Consider the following 19,514-nt stretch of genomic DNA (forward strand, 5'->3'; position numbering starts at 1 on the left):
CAATGAACCGCACGCACCTCACGTCAGCCGCCTGGCTGGCCACCCTTGCCCTGCCCTTGCCAGCCATGGCGGACTTGATCGCTGACAGCCACGCACGCCTGGAACTGCGCAACCACTACATCAACCGCGACTTCCGCCAGGGCAACGCCCCGCAGAACAAGGCCGAGGAATGGGGCCAGGGCTTCACCGCCCGCTTCGAGTCGGGTTTCACCGAGGGGCCGGTCGGTGTCGGGGTGGACGCGATGGGCCAATTGGGCATCAAGCTCGACTCCAGCCGCGACCGGCGCAACACCGGCCTGCTGCCGTACGGACCGCGCAGCCTGGAGCCGGTGGACGACTACAGCGAACTGGGTCTGACTGGCAAGCTGAGGGTGTCCAAGAGCACCCTGCGCCTGGGCACCTTGCAGCCCATCCTGCCGGTGGTGGTGTACAACGACACCCGCCTGCTGGCCTCGACCTTCCAGGGCGGCCTGCTGACCAGCCAGGAGCTGGACGGCCTGACCTTCAACGGCGGCCGCCTGACCAAGGCCAATCTGCGCGACTCTTCCGGGCGCGACGACATCGGCTACGGCGCCGCCAGCAGCGACCACTTCGATTTCGGTGGCGGCAGCTACGCCATCACCCCGCAGGCCAGCGTCAGCTACTACTACGCCAAGCTCGAGGACATCTACCGCCAGCAATACCTCGGTTTTCTGCATACCCAACCCTTGGCCGAAGGTGTCAGCCTGCGCAGCGACCTGCGCTACTTCGACAGCCGCGGCGACGGCGCCGAGCGCGCCGGGCGCATCGACAACCGCAACTTCAACGCCATGTTCACCCTGGGCGTGAAGGCCCACAAGTTCACCGCCACCTGGCAGCAGATGTCCGGTGACAGCGCCTTCCCGTTCCTCAATGGCGGCGATCCCTACACCGTCAACCTGGTCACCTACAACACCTTCACCCGCGCCGGGCTCGACTCCTGGCAGGTGCGCTACGACTACGACTTCGTGGCGATGGGCATCCCCGGACTGAGCTTCATGACCCGCTACACCGACGGCCGCCACGCCGAAACCGCCACGCTCAGCAACGGCCGCGAGCGCGAGCGCGACACCGACATCACCTACGTCATCCAGAGCGGCCCGTTCAAGGACGTCAGCCTGCGCTGGCGCAACGTCACCTTCCGTTCCGGCAACGGCCTGACCAACGCCGTGGACGAGAACCGCCTGATCATCGGCTACACCCTGGCGCTCTGGTAACCGCGCCCCTTCAAAGGAGAACAGCATGTCCGCCGCCCCTACCCTGCAAAGCTTCATTGCCGGCCGCTGGATCGGCCAGCATGGCGCCCAGGCCCTGCGCAGCGCCCTCGATGGCCACGTCCTGGCCTACAGCCACGAAGAGCGCCCGGATTTCGCCGAGGCCGTGGATTTCGCCCGGGCCCAGGGCCTCAAGCAGTTGCTGGCCATGGATTTCCAGCAGCGTGCCGCCCGCCTCAAGGCCCTGGCGCTGTACCTGGCCGAGCGCAAGGAGCAGCTCTACGCCCTGTCCCACCATTCCGGCGCCACCCGCGCCGACAGCTGGATCGACATCGAGGGCGGCAACGCCACGCTGTTCGCTTATTCCAGCATGGGCCGGCGCGAACTGCCGTCGGGCAACCTGGTGCATGAAGGGCCGGCGATCCCGTTGGGCAAGCAAGGCCATTTCGCCGGCAGCCATATCCTGGTGCCACGCACCGGGGTGGCCGTGCATATCAACGCCTTCAACTTCCCGATCTGGGGCATGTTGGAGAAGTTCGCCCCGACCTTCCTCGCCGGCATGCCGTGCATCGTCAAGCCCGCTACCGCGACCAGCTACCTGACCGAAGCCGTGGTGCGCTTGATGAATGAATCAGGCCTGTTGCCCGCTGGCAGCCTGCAACTGGTGATCGGCAGCACCGGCGATCTGCTCGACCGTCTGCAGGGCCAGGACGTGGTGACCTTCACCGGCTCCGCCGACACGGCGGCCAAGCTGCGCGTGACCCCGAGCCTGATCCGCCATTCGGTGCCCTTCACCGCCGAGGCCGACTCGCTGAACTGCGCCATCCTCGGCCCGGACGTCAGCCCCGACAGCGAGGAGTTCGAGCTGTACATCAAGGAAGTGGCGCGGGAGATGACCACCAAGGCCGGGCAGAAATGCACGGCGATCCGCCGCGCCATCGTCCCGGCCAGACACCTCGACGCGGTGGCCACCCGCTTGCGCGAGCGCCTGCGCAAGGTGGTGGTGGGCGACCCTGCGGTCGAGGGCGTGCGCATGGGCGCGCTGGCCTCCCACGACCAGCAGCGCGATGTCGGCGAGCGCGTGCGCCAGTTGCTGGACAGCTGCGACCAGTTGCTGGGCGCCAGTGACGGTTTCACCCCGCTCGGCGATGGCGTGGCCGAGGGCGCGTTTTTCGCCCCGACCCTGCTGTTGGCCCGCGACCCGCATGCCGAAGGCGGCGCCCATGACATCGAGGCGTTTGGCCCGGTGAGCACACTGATGGCCTACGACGACCTCGACGAGGCCCTGGCCCTGGCCGCGCGAGGCAAGGGCAGCCTGGTGGCATCGCTGGTGACCGCTGACCGCTCTGTAGCGGCCAAGGCCATCCCGGTGGCGGCGGCCTGGCACGGGCGGCTGCTGGTACTCGACAGCGAGGCAGCCAAGGAATCCACCGGGCATGGCTCGCCATTGCCGCAGCTCAAGCATGGCGGCCCCGGCCGAGCGGGTGGCGGCGAGGAGCTGGGTGGCCTGCGCGCGGTCAAGCACTACCTGCAACGTGCCGCCGTGCAAGGCTCGCCAAGCATGCTGATGGCGGTGACCGGTGAATACGTGCGCGGCGCCGAGGTGATCGAGACCGAGGTGCACCCGTTCCGTCGCCATTTCGACGACCTGCACATCGGCGAATCGCTGCTGACCCACCGTCGCACCGTGACCGAGGCCGACCTGGTCAACTTCGGCTGCCTGTCGGGCGATCACTTCTACATGCACTTCGACGAGATCGCGGCGAAGCAGTCGCAGTTCGGCAAGCGCATTGCCCACGGTTACTTCGTGCTGTCGGCGGCGGCCGGGTTGTTCGTCAGCCCGGGCGAAGGGCCGGTGCTGGCCAACTATGGCCTGGACACGCTGCGCTTCATCACACCGGTGGGGATCGGCGACACCATCCAGGCGCGCTTGACCTGCAAGCGCAAGATCGACCAGGGCAAGACCAGCCCGCAAGGGCAGGCGCAAGGGGTGGTGGCCTGGGATGTGGAAGTGACCAACCAGCTAGACGAGCTGGTGGCCAGTTATGACATCTTGACATTGGTGGTGAAGCGGTAAGCGCGATTGGGTGGCGATTCGCGCTCCCTGAGCGGCCTTGCCGGGGCGCCGGACCGGTCGGAAAGGGCTGCAAAGCAGCCCCGGCATGTCCAAGCCTGACGTCACTACTCAACACATTGAAAGCCCCGACACTAAAGGCAATATGCCACCTCGCACATCCGCCCTACATCGTGCAACGCCCCTCGGCGCTATAGTCGCCCCACCGCCCCACCGCCAGCCCCCCTTCCTGGCGGTGGGTGCGCCGTACCGAGAACAATGCCAAGGAAGCAACGCGATGATCCCCATGTCCCTCCCCTTCAAGTCCCTGTTCCTGCTCGCCGGCCTCGCCGCCCTGACCGGTTGCCAGACCGCCAGCCCCAGCGCCGACACCCTCAAGCAACGCGCCGAAGTCACCCTTGGCGTGCCGGTGAACAAGGTCAGCAACCTGCGCAGCGACTCCAACACCACCTACTTCAGCGCCAGCACCGCCAAGGGCCAGTATGACTGCCAGGTGGCCAGCGGAGGCCTGGTCGCGGTCGCTGGCATGGGCCTTATCACCCCGTCACCGACCTGCTGGAAAGAAGGCCAAGCCCCCGTCTTCCAGTGACGCTCAGGCATCAGCCTGAACCACCGGTGCCGTTCCCCTCTCGCGCAGGGCGCGCAACGCCGCGCGCAACTCGGCAGGTCGCACCGGCTTGGCCAGCACCGCGATGCCCCGTGCCTGCAAGGCGCCCTGCAGCCTGTCGATGTCGTGACCGGTCATGATCAGCGCCGGCACATCGGCGCCGCGCTGCGCGCGTAGCTGGTCGATACAGTCGATGCCGGTGGCCTGCGGGCCCAGGTCGTAGTCGGCGACGATCACATCGCAGTCACTGATCAGGCCAAAGGGCGAACACTCGGCCTGCACCTCGCATCCCCAGCGCTGCAGCAAGGCGCTAGTGGCCTGCAGCACGTTGTCGTCATCCTCCACCAGGCACACCCGCAGCCCCGTGAGCAGGCCCGCCTGCACGGCCTGGTCGACCGTGGCCCGCGACACCTGCGCGCAGGCTCTGGACAGCCCCTTCAAGGTCACGCAGGTGCCATGCCCCAGGCGCGAGCGCAGGCTGACCTCCAGGCCCATCAACCGCCCCAGCCGCTTGACGATGGCCAGGCCGAGGCCAACGCCCTCAACATCCTTGTCGCGCACTTCGCGCACCCGGTAGAACTCCTCGAACACTCGGCCCTGGTGCTCCTCGGCGATCCCTCTGCCCTGGTCGCAGACGACAATGGCCAGGCCCTGGCCGCGAGGCCGCACGCCGATCAGCAGCGGGCGTCCGGCGGCGTACTTGAAGCTGTTGGACAGCACGTTCTGCACCATGGTCGCCAGCATGCCCGGGTCGGCGCGAATCCAGTGATGGCTGGACACCAGGCGCATCTCGACCCCGGCCCAGCGCGCCGCCTCGCTGTTCTGGCGCAGCAGTTCGCGCAGAAAGCCGTCCACCGCGAAAGCCTCCCACTTCGGCTGCACCCGGCCGTTGTCCAGGGTGTACAGGTCGAGGATCGAGCGGAACAGCTGCGAGACATTGAGCAGCGAACGGTCGATGCTGTCCACCAGGCGCCGCTCCTCCTCACCCAGGCGCGCCTCGCGCAGGCAGGCGGTGAACAGGCCGATGGAGTGGATCGGCTGGCGCAGGTCATGGCTGGCCTGGGCCAGGAAGCGGGATTTCTCGCGGGTCGCGGCCTCGGCCAGGGCCGTGGCCTTGCGCGTGCGCTCCAGTAGCAGGTGGGCGTAGAACGGGATCAAGGTGCTGGTGGTCAGCAGCATCGGCAGCAGGAACGGCTGTTCCTGCCAGTAAGGCGTCAGCCGCCACACCACCAGCAACGCGGCCAGGGCCAGCACCGTGGCGATGGCCAGGTAGCGCGAGCCGAAGCGCATGCCATTGCCCAGGTTGATCCATACCATCACCGCATACAGCGGCAATGCGGTCTCGCCGCCGACCACCAGGCCGAAGCAGGTACCGGTGTAGTCGCCGAGCATGCCGAAGATCCGCCGCGCCGGGTAATGCCCCGGCCAGCGCTTGATGGCCTGGCGCATGCCGATCGACACCACTACAAAACCTGCGTAGTAGAGCAGTACCGGCAGGTAGGTGGCCGGCGAGCGTCCCGGCAGGAAGCCCAGCAGCGCCACGTAGCTGATCGCGCAGGAGGCGACGATGATGCGTAGGTTGGCCTGGTCCAGTTCGTTGTTCTTCTCGAACCTCATGGGGTAACGTCCTTGTGCGCCAGTCGGCATTTGCGGCATGCATCATAAGAAAATGCCGCAGTTGACTGCTAAATTAGCATGTGCCGGACGACAGGGAGTTCCTCGACGTGAGTTGCCGCATCATCGTGGCGGATGACCATCCGCTGTTCAGGGAAGCCATGGTCAACACCGTGCGGCGCATCCTGCCCGACGCCCGGTTGGAGGAAGCCGGCAGCCTGGCCGGAGTGCTGCGCCTGGCCACACTGGGCGAGACGCCCGACACCCTGATCCTCGACCTGCGCTTTCCCGGCCTTACCTGCATCGGTCGCCTCGCCGAGCTGCGCCGGCAGTTGCCGCGCACCACGCTGATCGTGGTGTCGATGGTCGATGACCCGCAGGTCATCTGCGAAGTCATGGCTGCGGGGGTCGATGGCTTCATCGGCAAGAGCGTAAGCCCTGGGGAAATCGGCGCGGCCATCCTCGCCATTCGCGCCGGCGAGGTGGTGGTCAACTATGTGCCCAGCGGCCTGCTGCCGCAACGGGAGGCCTCCAGCGAACTGGAACAGCTCACCGAACGCCAGCAGGACGTGCTGCGCCTGATTGCCCAGGGCAAGACCAACAAGGAGATCGCACGGGCGCTGGATATCTCGCCGTTTACCGTACGCATCCATGTGTCGTCCCTGCTCAAGACCCTCAACGTACCGACCCGCACGGCGGCGGCCGTGAAGTATTCCGGAAACTGAACGACCGCTTGTCGCCAAGCAAGGGATGAGATAGACCTTCCCACCCCCTGCACGATCCCCATGCATGAGCAGCGAATGTTCCGCCGCACGCGTTGAAGGAGGATGCCGGCATGAACGAGAAACACCGGATGGGTGGTGGTGACGTGCAGAGCGACTGGCCGGAACTGGAGCCAGACCGACGCAACGACCAGCCCGATCCCGATGATGCGGATGCCGCCCCTGACCTTACCGAGGAAGAAAACCGCCCCGGCGTGCCGGCCATCGATCCGGAATCCGGGGCCTAGGACCTGGCGCGGACTTGCTCGCTGGCCAAGGGCATGTGCACTACCAAGGGCGCGAATCAGACCCGCCAGTGCACATCGGTGATGCCGTGCCGCTCGGCCAGCGGTCGGCTGACCTTTTTGATCTTTTCCCGCCCGAACTTCGGAATGATCCCCAACCCCGCATCGCAACTGGCCCAGTGCCAGGCTTCGGCATTGTCCATGTGTTCCTGGCGGATGATGAACCGCCGTGGCTCTCCGTGCAGCCGGTATTCAATGGTGTACAGCTGGGGACTAGGCATCGCCGCAGGCCCTCCTCTTCTCCATGGATGACTCTTTGACTGATCGTGGTGCGCCATGAAAATTCAAAAAAAATGCCAGACACGGTGAAGGAAGGGCCAGCCCATTACGCATCGCCGCCGCCCCATGGCTGGGTTGGAGGTGGAGGCCGTGTCACCGTGCAACCGTTTTGAGCCGTCGCAATCCGCCACAGCTCACCCATTGTTGCCCTGCTCTGGCCAACGTTAACCAGCGTGCGGGGTGCATGGGCTCGACACCGGGCAAATCATTTGCACTTATTCGCGTGGCCGGCGGTCACACCACTGAATGCCCACTTCGCACAACGGAGCTCCCATGCCCATGATACACAGCTGCCAGGCGCTCGCGCTTGAGCAGAATCGCCGGCTGTTCGCCAGCGCCTACCAACTCGACCATGCCGCCATTGTCCTGCTCGAAGGAGATGGGCTCGACGCCAATCGCTTCGACCATTATCAGAAACTACGACGCAAGGCTGCTGTACGCTATCAGGAAGCCATCGAACACCTTGCACTGATTCAAGGTACCCGCTCGTCGCCAAAGTGAGCGGCAGCCTATAATCTGCGCCCAGTGCCCGGCGATTCACCCTGGGCCATTTCCAGGTCCGTACAAGGCTGATGCCATGAAGTCGTCCAGCAAATCGCCCCTCGCCTCGCCGCACAATCCGGCGCTCAGCCCCAGCCACCTGGACTTCCCCGTGGTCGGCATCGGTGCCTCGGCCGGCGGCCTGGAGGCGATCCGCCGGTTCTTCCAGCACACCCCGGACAATTCCGGCATGGCGTTCGTCGTCGTGCTGCACCTGTCCCCGGACCACCAGAGCCAGGCCGACCGGATCATCCAGGCCGTCACCCGCATGCCGGTGCGCCAGGTCAGCGAGCCGGTGCCGATCGAACGCAACCATGTCTACGTGATCTCGCCGGCCAATCGCCTGTCGACCAACGACGGCTACCTGCGGGTCAGCCCGGCCAAGCGCAACCGCGGCGATCATGTGGCCATCGACCTGTTCTTCCGCGACCTGGCCGACGTGCACAAGGATCACGCTTTCTGCGTGGTGCTCTCGGGAACCGGCAGCGACGGCGCCGTAGGCCTGTCGCGCATCAAGGAGCAAGGTGGCCTGACCCTGGTGCAGGCACCCGAGGATGCCGAGTACCCCGACATGCCCCGTGCGGCGCTGGCCACCGGCATGGTCGACCTGCTGCTGCCGGTGGATGAAATGCCTGCGCGCCTGGTCGAGTTGTGGCGTACGGCGCGCCAGGTGAAGTTACCGGAAATCGAAGACGACAGCCTGCCGCCGCCACTGGGAGAGCGAGAGGGCGACCCGGCCGCGAGTGACCCGTTGCTGGATGAGATCCTGCTGACGTTGCAAGGCGAGACCGGCCACGACTTCAGCCATTACAAGCGTGCCACCGTGCTGCGTCGCCTGGAGCGCCGGCTGCATGTGACCGGCCAGACAGACCTGGCCGGCTATCTCGACTTCCTGCAACGCCACCCAGAGGAATCGCGGGCGCTGCTGGCCGACATGCTGATCGGGGTGACCAACTTCTTCCGCGACCGCGAGGCGTTCGAAGCGTTGCAGCGCCATGTGATGCCCGGCCTGGTCAACATGGATGCCATTGAAGAGGCGGCGCACGAAGTGCGCATCTGGTCGGCGGGCTGCTCTACCGGCGAGGAGGCCTACAGTTTGGCGATGCTGGTGGCCGAACAGTTGGCGGTGGAGCAGCGTAGCGTCCAGGTGCAGGTATTCGCGACCGACCTCGACGAACGCGCCATCGGCCTCGGCCGTGCCGGGCAGTATCCAGACGCCATCGCCACCGACGTGTCGGCGGCGCGCCTGCGCCAGTTCTTCATCAAGGAGGATCAGCACTTCCGGGTGCGCAAGGAAATCCGGGAAAAGGTTCTGTTCGCCCGTCATAACCTGCTATCCGATCCACCGTTCTCCCAACTCGACCTGATCGTTTGCCGCAACCTGCTGATCTACCTGGACCGCGATGTGCAACGCGACATCCTGCGCCTGTTCCATTTCGCCCTGCGTCCAGGCGGCCATCTGTTCCTGGGCAGCTCCGAGTCGACGGACCTTGCGGCCGACCTGTTCGTCGCCGTGGACAAACGCAACCGCATCTTCCGCGCCCGGGAGGTGCAGACCACCAGCCATCCGGCGCGCCTGCAGGCCCCGGAACCTGCGCTCGCGTCACCTGCCCGGGCACGTAGCAGTCGCCGCTTGTCCTACGCCGAGATCCATCACCGCGCCCTCGCCCGCTGCACGCCGCCCAGCCTGGTGGTCGATACCGAGGGCAATATCCTGCACATGAGCGAAGGCGTCGGACGCTTCCTGCGTCACGCGGGTGGCGAGCTCAGCCACAACCTGCTCAACCTGGTCATCGCCCCGTTACGACCCGCCCTGCGCAGCACCTTGCTGCAAGCGCAAGGCAGCGGCCAGGCGGTGACCTCGCGCAGGGTCGAGGTCAACCTCGACGAATACTCGACCTCGGTGCAGATCCTGATCCAACCCCACCAGGATGACCCCAGTGGCACCGACTGCCTTCTGGTGGTGTTCCAGAGCATCGAAGTCGACGGCAATGCAGGCCCCAGCCCTGCTCTCGAGCAGAGCGAAGGCATGTTGTTGACCAACCTGGAGCGGGAACTGCATCGCACACGGCTGCAATTGCAGGAAACCATCGAGCAATCGGAGTTTTCCAGCCAGGAGCTGACCGCTTCCAACGAGGAAATGCAGGCGATCAACGAGGAGCTGCGCTCGGCCAGCGAGGAACTGGAAACCAGCAAGGAAGAGCTGCAGTCGATCAACGAAGAGCTGCTGACGGTCAACTACGAGCTCAAGACCAAGGTCGAGGAGACCGACAAGGTCAACGACTACCTGAGCAACCTGATCGCCTCGACCGACATCGCTACGGTGTTCGTCGACCGCAACCTGTGCATCCGCTGGTTCACCCCCCGAGCCACCGACATCTTCAGCATGTTGCCGGTGGACACCGGCCGTTCGCTGCTCGACATCACCCATCGCCTGGACTACCCAGGCCTGGCTGACGATGCCCGTGCGGTGGTCGAACGCGAGACCACCATCGAACGCGAAGTGCTCGGCCACAACCAGCACTGGTACCTGGCCCGCCTGCTGCCCTACCGGGCCAGCGAGCGCCACGTCGACGGCACCGTACTGACCTTCATCGACATCAGCCAGAGCCGCGCCGCGGAGGAACGCCTGCGCCAGGGCGAGGAACGCATGCGCCTGGTGGCGGAAAGCACCCATGACTTCGCCATCATCCTGCTTGACGAACAAGGCCTGATCACCGACTGGAACACGGGGGCCGCGTTGATTTTCGGCTATGGCAAGGACGAGGTTCTCGGCCGTCACTACCAGCTGATCTTCACCGAGCAGGACCAGGCCAGCGGCGTGCCGGAGCGTGAACTGCGCAGCGCCCGCCTCCATGGTCGTGGTCAGGACGAGCGCTGGCACGTACGCAAGGATGGCAGCCGTTTCTATTGCAGCGGCGAGGTGTCGCGCCTCAAGGGCAGCAGCTTGCGGGGCTACGTCAAGATCGCCCGCGACCTCACCGGCCACAAGCGCCTGCACGACGAGCAGAGCAAGCAACTGGCCGAGTCGCAGAGCACCAGTCACATGAAGGACGAGTTTTTCGCCGTCATGTCCCATGAACTCAAGCACCCGCTGAACCTGATCCAGCTCAACGCCGAGATCCTGCGGCGGTCGCCGTCGGTGAAAGCCGCCAGCGCTGCCAGCAAGGCCATCGGCGTTATCTGCGACGCGGTCTCCAGTCAAGCGCGGATCATCGACGATCTGCTTGATGTCGCTCGCATCCGCACCGGCAAACTCAAGCTCAAGACCCAGGTGATCGACCTGGGCACGGTACTTCAGGGGATCCATGCCGTGGTGCTTAACGAACAGCATCCTTGCGCCGTGCGCCTGGCACTGCCTGCGGATGGCGCGCCTGTTCACGTGGAGGCCGATGGCACGCGGCTCGAGCAGATCATCTGGAATCTGCTGAACAACTCATTGAAATTCAGCCCCGCAGGCAGCGAGATTCGCGTGGTACTCGCCAGACAGGACGCCCATGCCCGCCTGGAGGTGATCGATCAGGGTGTCGGCCTGACCGAGGACAGCCTGGAGAGCGTTTTCGACCTGTTCACCCAGGCCGCCCCACAGCTGTCCGGCAACCGCGACGGCCTGGGTATCGGCCTGTCACTGGTGCGCCAGCTGGTCGAGGCCCATGGCGGGACGGTGGCGGCGTATTCCCCGGGGCTGGGTTGCGGCACGACCTTCACGGTCTGCCTGCCACTGTGCGCGCCCGGGCGTCAGGCCCCGAACGAGGCATCCGGGCAGACCAGCGACGGCCGCCTGGACGGCGTCAAGGTGCTGCTGGTGGACGACTCGGTGGAAATACTCGAGGTCATGCAGCAGTTGCTGGAGATGGAAGGCGCGCAAGTCGAGGCCTATAGCTATCCGCAAGCGGCGCTGGAGGCCGCCGCCAGCGGGCGCTACGATATCATCCTGTCCGATATCGGCATGCCGGTGATGGACGGCCACGCCCTGATCAAGGCGCTGCGTGCCCTGGGGCACCTGCGCTACACGCCGGCCATTGCCCTGACCGGCTATGGTGCCAGCGCCGACCAGTACCGCTCACGCCAATCAGGCTTCGACCGGCACCTGAGCAAACCGGTGGGGTACGACGACCTGGTCGAGGCCATAGAGACATTGTGCGGATCGGAGCCCTATTGAGCTTGGGCTGGCACAGCGTCGTCAAGACGCATTCCATCGCCCCCTGCCCCACTCACGCATGCACGCTCCATTGCACCGCATCCGCAGCGATGGGCAATTCGTCGATGGCGTGGATCATCCCGCTGACCAGGGCCTCCTCCGGCCCCAGGATACGCGGATAGGCCATCAAGTAACGCGGCACGTCCAGCACGTCGCTGGCGCCTTCGGTTCGTTCGGCGACGATCTGCGCATACAGGCGCAGGTCGTAGTCCAGGCTCATGGCGTATTCGGCCATGCGCGCATGGTCCACCGAGCCGTGCAAGGTCCAGTGGAAGGGATGGAACAGGAACTTGCTGCAGGCACAGGCGGTACGGTGAACACCGGCCAGAAACAGGATGTTGCCCATCGACTCGACCGTGCCCAGGTTGTGGGTATGCACCGGCACCGGCAAGGCGCGCAGGAAGTTGTACAGGGTAAAGCCGTAGCTGCATTCGCCGCCCATGGTGGCGATGTTCACTTGCAACAGCTCGGCGCCCTGCTGCAGGGCCTTGGAGCAGGTATTGATCAGATTGCCGCAGGTCGCGGAGTTGATCGGGCCGGTGTAGTGGATGATATGTCTGGCCATGTCGTCCTCCAGGGTCAGTCAGGCGTGTGCTTTTGCGCAAGGTCACTGCCCGGCGCCGCCAGGTCGTGCTCGCCGATCTGCTGGTAATGCTTGCGCAGCGCATGCAGTTCGGCCGGCCCCATGTCTTCGAGGTCGAGCAGGGCCTTGTGCGCCCGCTTGGTGGTGCGCAGCAGCTCGTCGATCTTGATGTGCAGCTCATCGTTGTCGCGGTTCTGGGTGTTCTGGATCAGGAACACCATGAGGAAGGTGATGATCGTGGTCGAGGTATTGATCACCAGTTGCCAGGTGTCGTTGAAGTGGAACAATGGCCCGCTGACGCCCCAGGCGATGATCAGCATCAATGCGATGACGAAGGTCACCGGGCGTCCACTGTGGCTGGCCAGCCATTGGGCAAACCGGTCGAATTTCATGCGTTGGGTCTCCTCCAGGCCGGTGGCCTGGTTTCACCGGGCAGTCCCTCGATGTCCGGGTCGTCCGGCTGCACTTGCGGTTGTCCCTCACCCGGTTGCACCGTGGCTTGCGGTTGATCGTCGTCAAAAGCATTTTCGCTGTTCATGGCTCACCTCGGTTTGCGCGCCGGCATGCGGTGGAGGCGCGCAAGGCGAGCAAAGTTCCAGTTTTTCTCGCCAACCACGCACTGTACCGCGGTTGTTCACCCGCTAAATGTTTGCCTCGCAGTCCTTCAGGCAACCGGTCCGAAAATCGGAAAATCATTGCAGTGCGATGACTCACGGCCCAGTCATAACTGAACACAGACCTTCCTGTGTTCGACCAGAGGTAAGCCATCATGGCTAACAATCAAGACAAGGGCGGCGACCGTAGCGCCGACACCAACGTGGGCAACGCCGGCCAGCAAGGGGGCCACGGCTCGGCGGGCGACATGACCGACCGGCAAAAAGGTGGCCAACGACCTGATGACAAGACCGACAAGGAGTGGGCGCAATCCCAGGACACCGGGCGACAAGGCGGGCAATCGCTGGAGCAGCCTGAGGACAAGGAAAACCTCTCCGACACCGGAACAGTCGGCGGCCAACAACGTGACCCAGGCCAACGCATGGACAAGGAACGCTGATTGCAAAGGCGTTCCCCAGGGCGACAGCGTTCGCCCTGGGGAGGTATTGGACAGTTGCGGTACAAGCACGAAGCAAGGCCGCGCTTTAGCTGACGAGGTAAAGCCCATGATAGGCCCCGATCATCCAGATCCTTATGTCGATGAAATACCGCACGACCCCGGCGACAAGGTACCGCCGCCCGATCCGAAACACGAGGCACCCGACTGGCCGGAAGGCCAAGTGGCACCCGAGGAACAATCTGACGGATGACCGCACCTTGACCTTGGGCGGCGGGAGCACAGCCCTTCGCCTCCCAGGGCCCATCGAAAACGGAGATCGAAAAATGACTGCTCAACTGAATGGCAAGCGCGTTGCCTTCCTGGTCACTGATGGTTTTGAACAGGTGGAACTGACGGGGCCTCGCGAAGCGCTCGAAACAAATGGAGCGGTAATCGACATTCTGAGTGACAAGGAGGGAACCGTTCGCGGCTGGAACCATGACAAGCCTGCCGATGAGTTTGCGGTGGACGCCACCTTCGAGAGCGCCCACCTTGATCTTTACGATGCCATTGTGGTGCCGGGGGGCGTACAGAACTCCGATACCATTCGCCTGATGCCTGCAGCGCAGAAATTGGTGAAAAGCCACGACTCGGCAAGCAGACCCTTGGCGGTCATTTGCCATGGCGCTTGGCTGCTGGTATCGAGTGATCTGGCCAAAGGCAGACGGATGACCAGCTACAAGACCTTGCAGGATGATAATCGCAACGCTGGCGGCAACTGGGTAAATGAAGAAGTGGTGGTGGACGGCAATCTGATTACCAGTCGCCAGCCAGACGATATTCCGGCCTTCAACGAGCAGTTGATCAAGGCGCTGGCCGGTAGCTAGGCAGTCCTTCGTTCCGTCAGTGGGAAGCGGCATCGGAAGAGGATTGAGAACAGGCCAGCTCACGCGCCCTGGCAACACCCCATAGCAGGGCGGTCGTCATGGACTGCCCCGGGCGCGTCCCATAGGCTTCTTCGTGGATCAATGCACCGTCCTGGCGATAGATGCCCATGAACAACTGTGTGGTTCCAACACGTGAAAGGCGCACCTGGACATCTATAGTCCAGCCGGTATCAAGTATTTCAGTGTGCGTACGGCAATGTAGCTGCGCATCCATCCAATCCCAATACGTCTGACCTCTTTCTCTCATCACGTTCTCCCACGTTGAGATCTAAGTAAGACACATTGTCGGAAACTAGGCTGACCACCGATCGTTTTTTTGGAACCCTTTCAACACGTTGAGAGGCTGATCGCTGACTTATCAGTCATAGAAAGAACCAAACGGCGGTGCCTTGTCGCCAACAAAGCTCCGCCAGGGCCGCCAGCGCCACTCGTCAATCCTGATGAACCCTCTCGCGCCGCTACCAGTCGCTACTGATAAGTACACGAACACAGGGGGCTCTCGTGAGCGAGATCCGTATTGGTATTTCCGGTTGGCGCTATGGCCCATGGCGCAAGGACTTTTACCCCAAGGGGCTACGCCAGGACGACGAACTGGCCTTCGCCTCGCGAGCGGTCAACAGCATCGAGATCAATGGTTCGTTCTACGCGCTGCAGACACCGGAACGCTATGGTCATTGGCGTGACCAAACACCCCAGGGCTTCGTGTTCTCGGTCAAGGCGCCGCGTTATATCACCCATGTGCGCAGGCTTCGAGAGATCGACGAGCCGCTTGCCAACTTCTTCGCATCGGGCCCGCTAATGCTGGGCGACAAGCTGGGGCCATTCCTGTGGCAGTTTCCGCCGAGCCTGAAATTTGATGCGCAACGCTTCAGCGATTTCCTGGCCAAGCTGCCGCGTGATCGCAACGCTGCCCGCCTCCTTGCCCGCCAGGCGGCCGAGCGCCTGCAAGAAAACGGCGGCACGGCCATCCGCGGCAACCAGCGCCTGCGCCACGCCGTGGAAATTCGCCACCCCAGCTTCCTCTGCGACACCTTTATCAACCTGCTGCGCAAGCACAAGATTGCCTTGGTGGTCGCTGACAGCGCGGGCAAATGGCCTTATGTCGAGGAGATCACGGCCGATTTCGTGTACCTGCGCCTGCATGGCGATGTCGAGCTCTACAGCAGCGGCTACACCGCCAGCGCACTGCGCCGCTGGCGCCTGCGCATCCAGGCCTGGGCTGCGGGCGGCCAACCGGAAGATGCCCGGCGCGTCGTACGCCGGGCCCCTGCAAAACGCGCATCCCGTGACGTGTACTGTTACTTCGACAACGACCAGAAAGTGCATGCCCCCTACGATGCCCGCCGCCTGCTGGCCAAGCTCGGCCTTGACGGCGAGCTGGTGACCGAGCCTGGCGTCGAGCCGCAGGAGCCTCTATGAACGGGACCCTGCCCACTCCCCGCTGCATCATCGACAAGGTGACCGCCGTGCACCGCCTGACGGTGCTGACCCTCAACGTGCACAAGGGCTTTACCCTGTTCAATCGCCGTTTCATCCTGCCAGAGCTGCGCGAGGCGGTGCGCGCCACCGGGGCCGACCTGGTGTTCCTGCAAGAGGTGCATGGCAGCCACCACGGGCATGCCGAACGCCACCCGACCTGGCCGACGACGCCTCAGTACGAATTCCTCGCCGACAGCATGTGGCCGCAGTTCGCCTACGGGCGCAACGCGGTCTATCCCCATGGCGACCATGGCAACGCCCTGCTGTCCAAGTTTCCGATCCGCGCCCACGACAACCTCGACGTGACAATCCACGGCAACGAGGAACGCGGCCTGCTGCATTGCCTGCTCGAAGTGCCTGGCCATGAGCAGGTACACGCGATCTGCGTGCACCTGGGGCTGCGCGAGGCCCATCGCCAGCGCCAGGTCGGCCTGCTGCTGGCATTGCTCGACAGCCTGCCGCCGGACGAGCCGGTCATCATCGCCGGTGACTTCAACGACTGGCGCCTGAAAGTGGATTCGCGGCTCTCAGAATACCTGGTCGAGGCCTTTGGCAGGCCGGCGCGCAGCTTTCCCGCCCGCCTGCCGCTGCTGCGCCTGGACCGCATCTACCTGCGCAATGCGCAAGCCTGCCAAGCGCGGGTGTTGTCCCGATACCCCTGGTCACACCTCTCCGACCATGCCCCACTGGTGGCGCAGGTGACGCTATGAAACAGTCCTGGAGCAACGGCAACCGTGTCGAACTGTTGATCAACGGCGAGCAGTACTACCCACGTGTGTTCGAGGCCATGGGCCAGGCACGCGAGGAGATCCTCCTGGAGACCTTCATCATCTATGACGACAAGGTCGGCCAACCTTTGCGCCAGGCCCTGATCGACGCCGCGCGGCGCGGGGTGCGGGTCGAGGTGGCGGTGGACGGCTATGGCACCGCGGACCTGCCCGACGACTTCATCGCCTCGATGACCGAGGCCGGGGTGCGTTTCCATGCGTTCGATCCGCAACCCCGGCTGGCCGGCATGCGCACCAACCTGTTCCGCCGCCTGCACCGCAAGATCCTGGTGATCGATGGGCAGCGCGCGTTCATCGGCGGCATCAATTACAGCGCCGACCATCTCGGCGACTTCGGTCCGCAGGCCAAGCAGGACTACGCCGTGGAGGTCGCCGGCCCGGTGGTTGCCCAGGTACATGCATCCTCCTGCCGCCTGCTTGCACCGGTGCTGGACACCGCCAGCCAGGTCCGGCCGACCGGCATTGATGCGGGCCCGGCCAGCGCCGTGCTGGTGGAGCGCGACAACCGGCGGCATCGCAACGATATCGAGGTCTGTTACCTGCAGGTCTTCCGTGAAGCCAGGCAACGTATCGTCGTGGCCAATGCCTACTTCTTCCCGGGCTACCGTCTGCTGCGCGAGCTGCGCAACGCCGCTCGGCGCGGGGTCGAGGTGACCCTGATCCTCCAGGGGCAGCCCGACATGCGCTGGGTGCGCGCGCTCTCGCGGCTGCTCTACAACTACCTGCTGCGCGATGGCGTGCACATCCACGAGTACTGCCAGCGCCCGCTGCACGGCAAGGTGGCATTGGTGGACGACGAGTGGTCCACCGTAGGCTCGAGCAATCTCGACCCACTGAGCCTGTCGTTCAACCTGGAGGCCAACCTGCTGGTTCGCGACCGTGCGTTCAACGATGTGCTCTACCAACACTTGAGCGAGCTCACCCGCGAACACTGCAAGACCGTGACGCTGGAGCGCATGGTGCGTGGCTACTGGTGGCGCGCACCCTTGATCTTCCTGGGCTTCCACATCACCCGCTATTTCCCGCGTATCGCCGGCTGGTTCCCGGCGCACCGGCAACGCCTGCAGTCGTTGCAAGCCGACAGCGAGGCCCCGGCCGGCTACCACGGGGGTAAGACCTGATGGCCACGCCACGCTGGAAGACCTGGGGCAAACGCCTGCTGACCGTGCTGTTCCTGGTGCTGGTCCCGGTGCTGCTGTTCACCCTGGCGCGTAACCTGGACTGGAACGAAGTCCGCCAGTCGCTGCTGGCCTACCGACCCTCGACCCTGGCCCTGGGGTTGCTGCTGGCCCTGTGCAGCTACCTGGTGTTCGCCAGCTACGACCTGCTCGCCCGGGCCTACACCGGCCATCGCCTGCCGGCCCGCCAGGTGCTGCCGGTGGCGTTCGTGTGTTATGCGTTCAACCTCAACTTCACCACCTGGGTCGGTGGCGTGGCCCTGCGTTATCGCCTGTACGGCAGGCTGGGGCTCGACACGCCAACCATCACCCGCATCCTCACCCTGGGTCTGTTGACCAACTGGATGGGCTACCTGTTGTTGGCCGGCACCGTGTTCGCCCTTGGCATGGTCAAGCTGCCGGAAAACTGGGCGGTGGGGGCTGGGGGTCTGCGCCTGATCGGCGTACTGATGATGGCGGTCGCGTTGACTTACCTGTTCGCCTGCGCCTTCGCCAAGCGGCGAACGTGGGACCTGCGCGGGCACGAAGTCACCCTGCCGGGCCTGCGCCTGGCGCTGTGCCAGGTGGCCCTGGGCGCGAGCAACTGGGCACTGATGGCAGCACTGATCCACCTGCTGCTGCCACCAGACCTGTTCTATCCGTCGGTATTGGGCGTGCTGCTGATCAGCTGCGTGGCGGGCGTGGTCGCCCATATTCCCGCAGGGCTCGGCGTGCTGGAGGCCGTGTTCCTCGCCCTGCTCCATGGCCAGCTCGGTCAGGGCGAGCTGGTCGCCGCGCTGCTGGGTTATCGAACGTTGTACTACCTGATTCCGCTGTTGTTGGCGGTGTTCACCTACCTGATCCTCGAGAAGCGCGCCAAGGCCTTGCGCCAACAGGCCAGGCCGGCCCTCGACAAGCGCTGATGGGCCATCGCCCGGGAGGTACATCATGCGGTTCATTCTGTACATGGCACTGCTGGGCACCTTGGCCAGCGGGCAGGTGCTGGCCGAAGGCTGTGATGTGGTCACCCGCTCCTCCAGCGAGGCGGTCAAGCCGGTACAGCAGCACACGTGCTACAGCTACGGCAACATGCCGGCCGAAGCGATCGCCTGGTCGTGCAGCAACGAAAGCAAGGAAATGCTCAACAGCCAGAAGCGCCGGGTCGAGCGTTGCGCCGACGGCAGCGTCGGCAGCTGCATCGCGCCGCTGACCCAGGAGACCCTGGCCAACCCCGATGCCGCCGGACGTGGTGAGCCCTCTACCCGCCCAGCCGTGCCCAAGGATGCGCGGATCATCACCTATTACTACGACACCCCGAGCCTGGGCCAGGCGCGCAGCGATTGCGAGCGCAACAACGGGGTCTGGCAGACTCACTGACGCAGAGGAGAACGACCATGCCACGTGGAGACAAAGACAAGTACACCGACAAGCAGAAACGCAAGGCCGAGCACATCGAGCAGAGCTACGAGGACAAGGGCGTGTCCAAGGACGAAGCCGAAGCCCGCGCCTGGGCCACGGTCAACAAGCAGTCCGGAGGCGGCGAGCGCAAAGGCGGTTCCGGGCAGAAGAAAAGCCCTGCGGCCAAGGCCCAGGCGCGGGCGCGGGCTTCATCGGCCCGGCGCGCGGTGGCGACCAAGCATGGCGTGCCTCGCCCCGGACAGCGGCTGGAGGACATGACCAAGGCTGAACTGATGGACCGTGCGCGCAAGCGGCACATTGCCGGGCGCTCGAGCATGCGCAAGGGAGAATTGATCGAGGCCTTACGCAAGGTGGCTTGAGACGCGCCGGCGTCCCCCCGAGGCAAGCTCGGCGCTGTGCCGTTGCCGTTGCCGTTGCCGTTGCCGTTGCCGTTGCCGTTGCCGATCAAGAGTCTAGCGCCATAGCCCGCTAGCGACAGCTGCGTCAGCCCAGGCG

General features: G+C 64.6%; 19 protein-coding genes. 15 read left to right on the forward strand and 4 right to left on the reverse strand.

What is annotated here, in order from left to right; all coding sequences use genetic code 11:
- Window positions 1-2 precede the first annotated feature (2 nt).
- From AC25MA_RS18130 to AC25MA_RS18140, 3 genes are all read left to right on the forward strand, one after another.
- Complete coding sequence (locus AC25MA_RS18130; protein ID WP_486972269.1) at window positions 3-1,235, forward strand: OprD family porin; 1,233 nt, start codon at window positions 3-5, stop codon at window positions 1,233-1,235.
- A 25-nt stretch (window positions 1,236-1,260) separates the two neighbouring features.
- Window positions 1,261-3,309 carry a phenylacetic acid degradation bifunctional protein PaaZ gene (gene paaZ, locus AC25MA_RS18135; RefSeq protein ID WP_463402206.1) on the forward strand — a complete coding sequence of 683 codons (2,049 nt, stop codon included), beginning with the start codon at window positions 1,261-1,263 and terminating at the stop codon, window positions 3,307-3,309.
- A gap of 283 nt (window positions 3,310-3,592) precedes the next feature.
- Window positions 3,593-3,895: a hypothetical protein gene (locus AC25MA_RS18140; RefSeq protein WP_036985759.1), complete on the forward strand. Its 303-nt coding sequence runs from the start codon at window positions 3,593-3,595 to the stop codon at window positions 3,893-3,895.
- 3 nt (window positions 3,896-3,898) lie between these two features.
- Here the strand turns inward: AC25MA_RS18140 and AC25MA_RS18145 are convergent, their stop codons facing one another.
- Entirely contained in the window at window positions 3,899-5,530 is a 1,632-nt protein-coding gene (locus tag AC25MA_RS18145) for an ATP-binding response regulator (RefSeq protein ID WP_486972270.1), read from the reverse strand.
- 107 nt (window positions 5,531-5,637) lie between these two features.
- Between AC25MA_RS18145 and AC25MA_RS18150 the strand changes: the two genes are divergently transcribed.
- Together AC25MA_RS18150 and AC25MA_RS18155 are read left to right on the forward strand one after the other, a co-directional pair.
- Window positions 5,638-6,252, forward strand: coding sequence for a LuxR C-terminal-related transcriptional regulator (locus tag AC25MA_RS18150; RefSeq protein WP_280060793.1), 615 nt, complete (start codon window positions 5,638-5,640; stop codon window positions 6,250-6,252).
- 110 nt (window positions 6,253-6,362) lie between these two features.
- Complete coding sequence (locus AC25MA_RS18155; RefSeq protein WP_280060794.1) at window positions 6,363-6,536, forward strand: hypothetical protein; 174 nt, start codon at window positions 6,363-6,365, stop codon at window positions 6,534-6,536.
- 56 nt (window positions 6,537-6,592) lie between these two features.
- Here the strand turns inward: AC25MA_RS18155 and AC25MA_RS18160 are convergent, their stop codons facing one another.
- Entirely contained in the window at window positions 6,593-6,814 is a 222-nt protein-coding gene (locus AC25MA_RS18160; protein ID WP_028688896.1) for a DUF6555 family protein, read from the reverse strand.
- A gap of 331 nt (window positions 6,815-7,145) precedes the next feature.
- On the opposite strand from AC25MA_RS18160, the gene AC25MA_RS18165 reads away from it, so the two are divergent.
- Together AC25MA_RS18165 and AC25MA_RS18170 are read left to right on the forward strand one after the other, a co-directional pair.
- On the forward strand, window positions 7,146-7,373 hold the full coding sequence (locus AC25MA_RS18165; protein ID WP_280060795.1) for a hypothetical protein: 228 nt from the start codon (window positions 7,146-7,148) through the stop codon (window positions 7,371-7,373).
- Between the two features lie 76 nt (window positions 7,374-7,449).
- Complete coding sequence (locus AC25MA_RS18170; protein ID WP_486972271.1) at window positions 7,450-11,574, forward strand: CheR family methyltransferase; 4,125 nt, start codon at window positions 7,450-7,452, stop codon at window positions 11,572-11,574.
- Between the two features lie 52 nt (window positions 11,575-11,626).
- Here AC25MA_RS18170 and AC25MA_RS18175 read toward each other — a convergent pair whose 3' ends face one another.
- Together AC25MA_RS18175 and AC25MA_RS18180 are read right to left on the reverse strand one after the other, a co-directional pair.
- Window positions 11,627-12,178 (reverse strand): ATP-dependent Clp protease proteolytic subunit, encoded by a 552-nt coding sequence (locus tag AC25MA_RS18175; protein ID WP_028688898.1) that lies wholly within the window; start codon window positions 12,176-12,178, stop codon window positions 11,627-11,629.
- A 14-nt stretch (window positions 12,179-12,192) separates the two neighbouring features.
- Window positions 12,193-12,588, reverse strand: coding sequence for a low affinity iron permease family protein (locus tag AC25MA_RS18180; RefSeq protein WP_028688899.1), 396 nt, complete (start codon window positions 12,586-12,588; stop codon window positions 12,193-12,195).
- Window positions 12,589-12,965: 377 nt separating this feature from the next.
- Here AC25MA_RS18180 and AC25MA_RS18185 point away from each other — a divergent pair, with 377 nt between their 5' ends.
- The 8 genes from AC25MA_RS18185 (at window position 12,966) to AC25MA_RS18220 (ending at window position 19,378) form a co-directional block, all read left to right on the forward strand.
- The gene (locus tag AC25MA_RS18185) at window positions 12,966-13,250 is read left to right on the forward strand and encodes a hypothetical protein (RefSeq protein WP_028688900.1); all 285 of its coding nucleotides are present in this window, start codon (window positions 12,966-12,968) and stop codon (window positions 13,248-13,250) included.
- Between the two features lie 323 nt (window positions 13,251-13,573).
- Window positions 13,574-14,116, forward strand: a complete 543-nt coding sequence (locus AC25MA_RS18190; protein WP_486972272.1) for a type 1 glutamine amidotransferase domain-containing protein — start codon at window positions 13,574-13,576, stop codon at window positions 14,114-14,116.
- Window positions 14,117-14,677: 561 nt separating this feature from the next.
- Window positions 14,678-15,595, forward strand: coding sequence for a DUF72 domain-containing protein (locus AC25MA_RS18195; RefSeq protein ID WP_486972273.1), 918 nt, complete (start codon window positions 14,678-14,680; stop codon window positions 15,593-15,595).
- On the forward strand, window positions 15,592-16,365 hold the full coding sequence (locus tag AC25MA_RS18200; RefSeq protein ID WP_028688904.1) for an endonuclease/exonuclease/phosphatase family protein: 774 nt from the start codon (window positions 15,592-15,594) through the stop codon (window positions 16,363-16,365). Before AC25MA_RS18195 ends, AC25MA_RS18200 begins: the two co-directional genes overlap by 4 nt.
- Window positions 16,362-17,564, forward strand: a complete 1,203-nt coding sequence (gene clsB / locus AC25MA_RS18205) for a cardiolipin synthase ClsB (protein WP_028688905.1) — start codon at window positions 16,362-16,364, stop codon at window positions 17,562-17,564. Before AC25MA_RS18200 ends, clsB begins: the two co-directional genes overlap by 4 nt.
- Window positions 17,564-18,523, forward strand: a complete 960-nt coding sequence (locus AC25MA_RS18210) for a lysylphosphatidylglycerol synthase domain-containing protein (protein WP_463402202.1) — start codon at window positions 17,564-17,566, stop codon at window positions 18,521-18,523. Before clsB ends, AC25MA_RS18210 begins: the two co-directional genes overlap by 1 nt.
- A 25-nt stretch (window positions 18,524-18,548) precedes the next feature.
- A complete protein-coding gene (locus tag AC25MA_RS18215) occupies window positions 18,549-18,977 on the forward strand; it encodes a hypothetical protein (RefSeq protein ID WP_182324303.1) in 429 nt (142 codons plus the stop codon).
- Between the two features lie 17 nt (window positions 18,978-18,994).
- Window positions 18,995-19,378 (forward strand): Rho termination factor N-terminal domain-containing protein, encoded by a 384-nt coding sequence (locus AC25MA_RS18220; RefSeq protein ID WP_486972274.1) that lies wholly within the window; start codon window positions 18,995-18,997, stop codon window positions 19,376-19,378.
- Window positions 19,379-19,514 lie beyond the last annotated feature (136 nt).

This window comes from Pseudomonas sp. P65(2024) (genome assembly GCF_057480955.1).

Bases quoted from the DNA above. Each gene is read 5' to 3' on its own strand.
- AC25MA_RS18180 (WP_028688899.1), bottom strand. From the start codon at position 12,588: ATGAAATTCGACCGGTTTGCCCAATGGCTGGCCAGCCACAGTGGACGC.
- AC25MA_RS18165 (WP_280060795.1), top strand. From the start codon at position 7,146: ATGCCCATGATACACAGCTGCCAGGCGCTCGCGCTTGAGCAGAATCGC.
- AC25MA_RS18160 (WP_028688896.1), bottom strand. From the start codon at position 6,814: ATGCCTAGTCCCCAGCTGTACACCATTGAATACCGGCTGCACGGAGAG.
- AC25MA_RS18155 (WP_280060794.1), top strand. From the start codon at position 6,363: ATGAACGAGAAACACCGGATGGGTGGTGGTGACGTGCAGAGCGACTGG.
- AC25MA_RS18220 (WP_486972274.1), top strand. From the start codon at position 18,995: ATGCCACGTGGAGACAAAGACAAGTACACCGACAAGCAGAAACGCAAG.
- AC25MA_RS18210 (WP_463402202.1), top strand. From the start codon at position 17,564: ATGGCCACGCCACGCTGGAAGACCTGGGGCAAACGCCTGCTGACCGTG.
- AC25MA_RS18175 (WP_028688898.1), bottom strand. From the start codon at position 12,178: ATGGCCAGACATATCATCCACTACACCGGCCCGATCAACTCCGCGACC.
- AC25MA_RS18215 (WP_182324303.1), top strand. From the start codon at position 18,549: ATGCGGTTCATTCTGTACATGGCACTGCTGGGCACCTTGGCCAGCGGG.
- AC25MA_RS18190 (WP_486972272.1), top strand. From the start codon at position 13,574: ATGACTGCTCAACTGAATGGCAAGCGCGTTGCCTTCCTGGTCACTGAT.
- AC25MA_RS18145 (WP_486972270.1), bottom strand. From the start codon at position 5,530: ATGAGGTTCGAGAAGAACAACGAACTGGACCAGGCCAACCTACGCATC.
- AC25MA_RS18140 (WP_036985759.1), top strand. From the start codon at position 3,593: ATGTCCCTCCCCTTCAAGTCCCTGTTCCTGCTCGCCGGCCTCGCCGCC.
- AC25MA_RS18170 (WP_486972271.1), top strand. From the start codon at position 7,450: ATGAAGTCGTCCAGCAAATCGCCCCTCGCCTCGCCGCACAATCCGGCG.
- AC25MA_RS18185 (WP_028688900.1), top strand. From the start codon at position 12,966: ATGGCTAACAATCAAGACAAGGGCGGCGACCGTAGCGCCGACACCAAC.
- AC25MA_RS18130 (WP_486972269.1), top strand. From the start codon at position 3: ATGAACCGCACGCACCTCACGTCAGCCGCCTGGCTGGCCACCCTTGCC.
- clsB (WP_028688905.1), top strand. From the start codon at position 16,362: ATGAAACAGTCCTGGAGCAACGGCAACCGTGTCGAACTGTTGATCAAC.
- paaZ (WP_463402206.1), top strand. From the start codon at position 1,261: ATGTCCGCCGCCCCTACCCTGCAAAGCTTCATTGCCGGCCGCTGGATC.
- AC25MA_RS18200 (WP_028688904.1), top strand. From the start codon at position 15,592: ATGAACGGGACCCTGCCCACTCCCCGCTGCATCATCGACAAGGTGACC.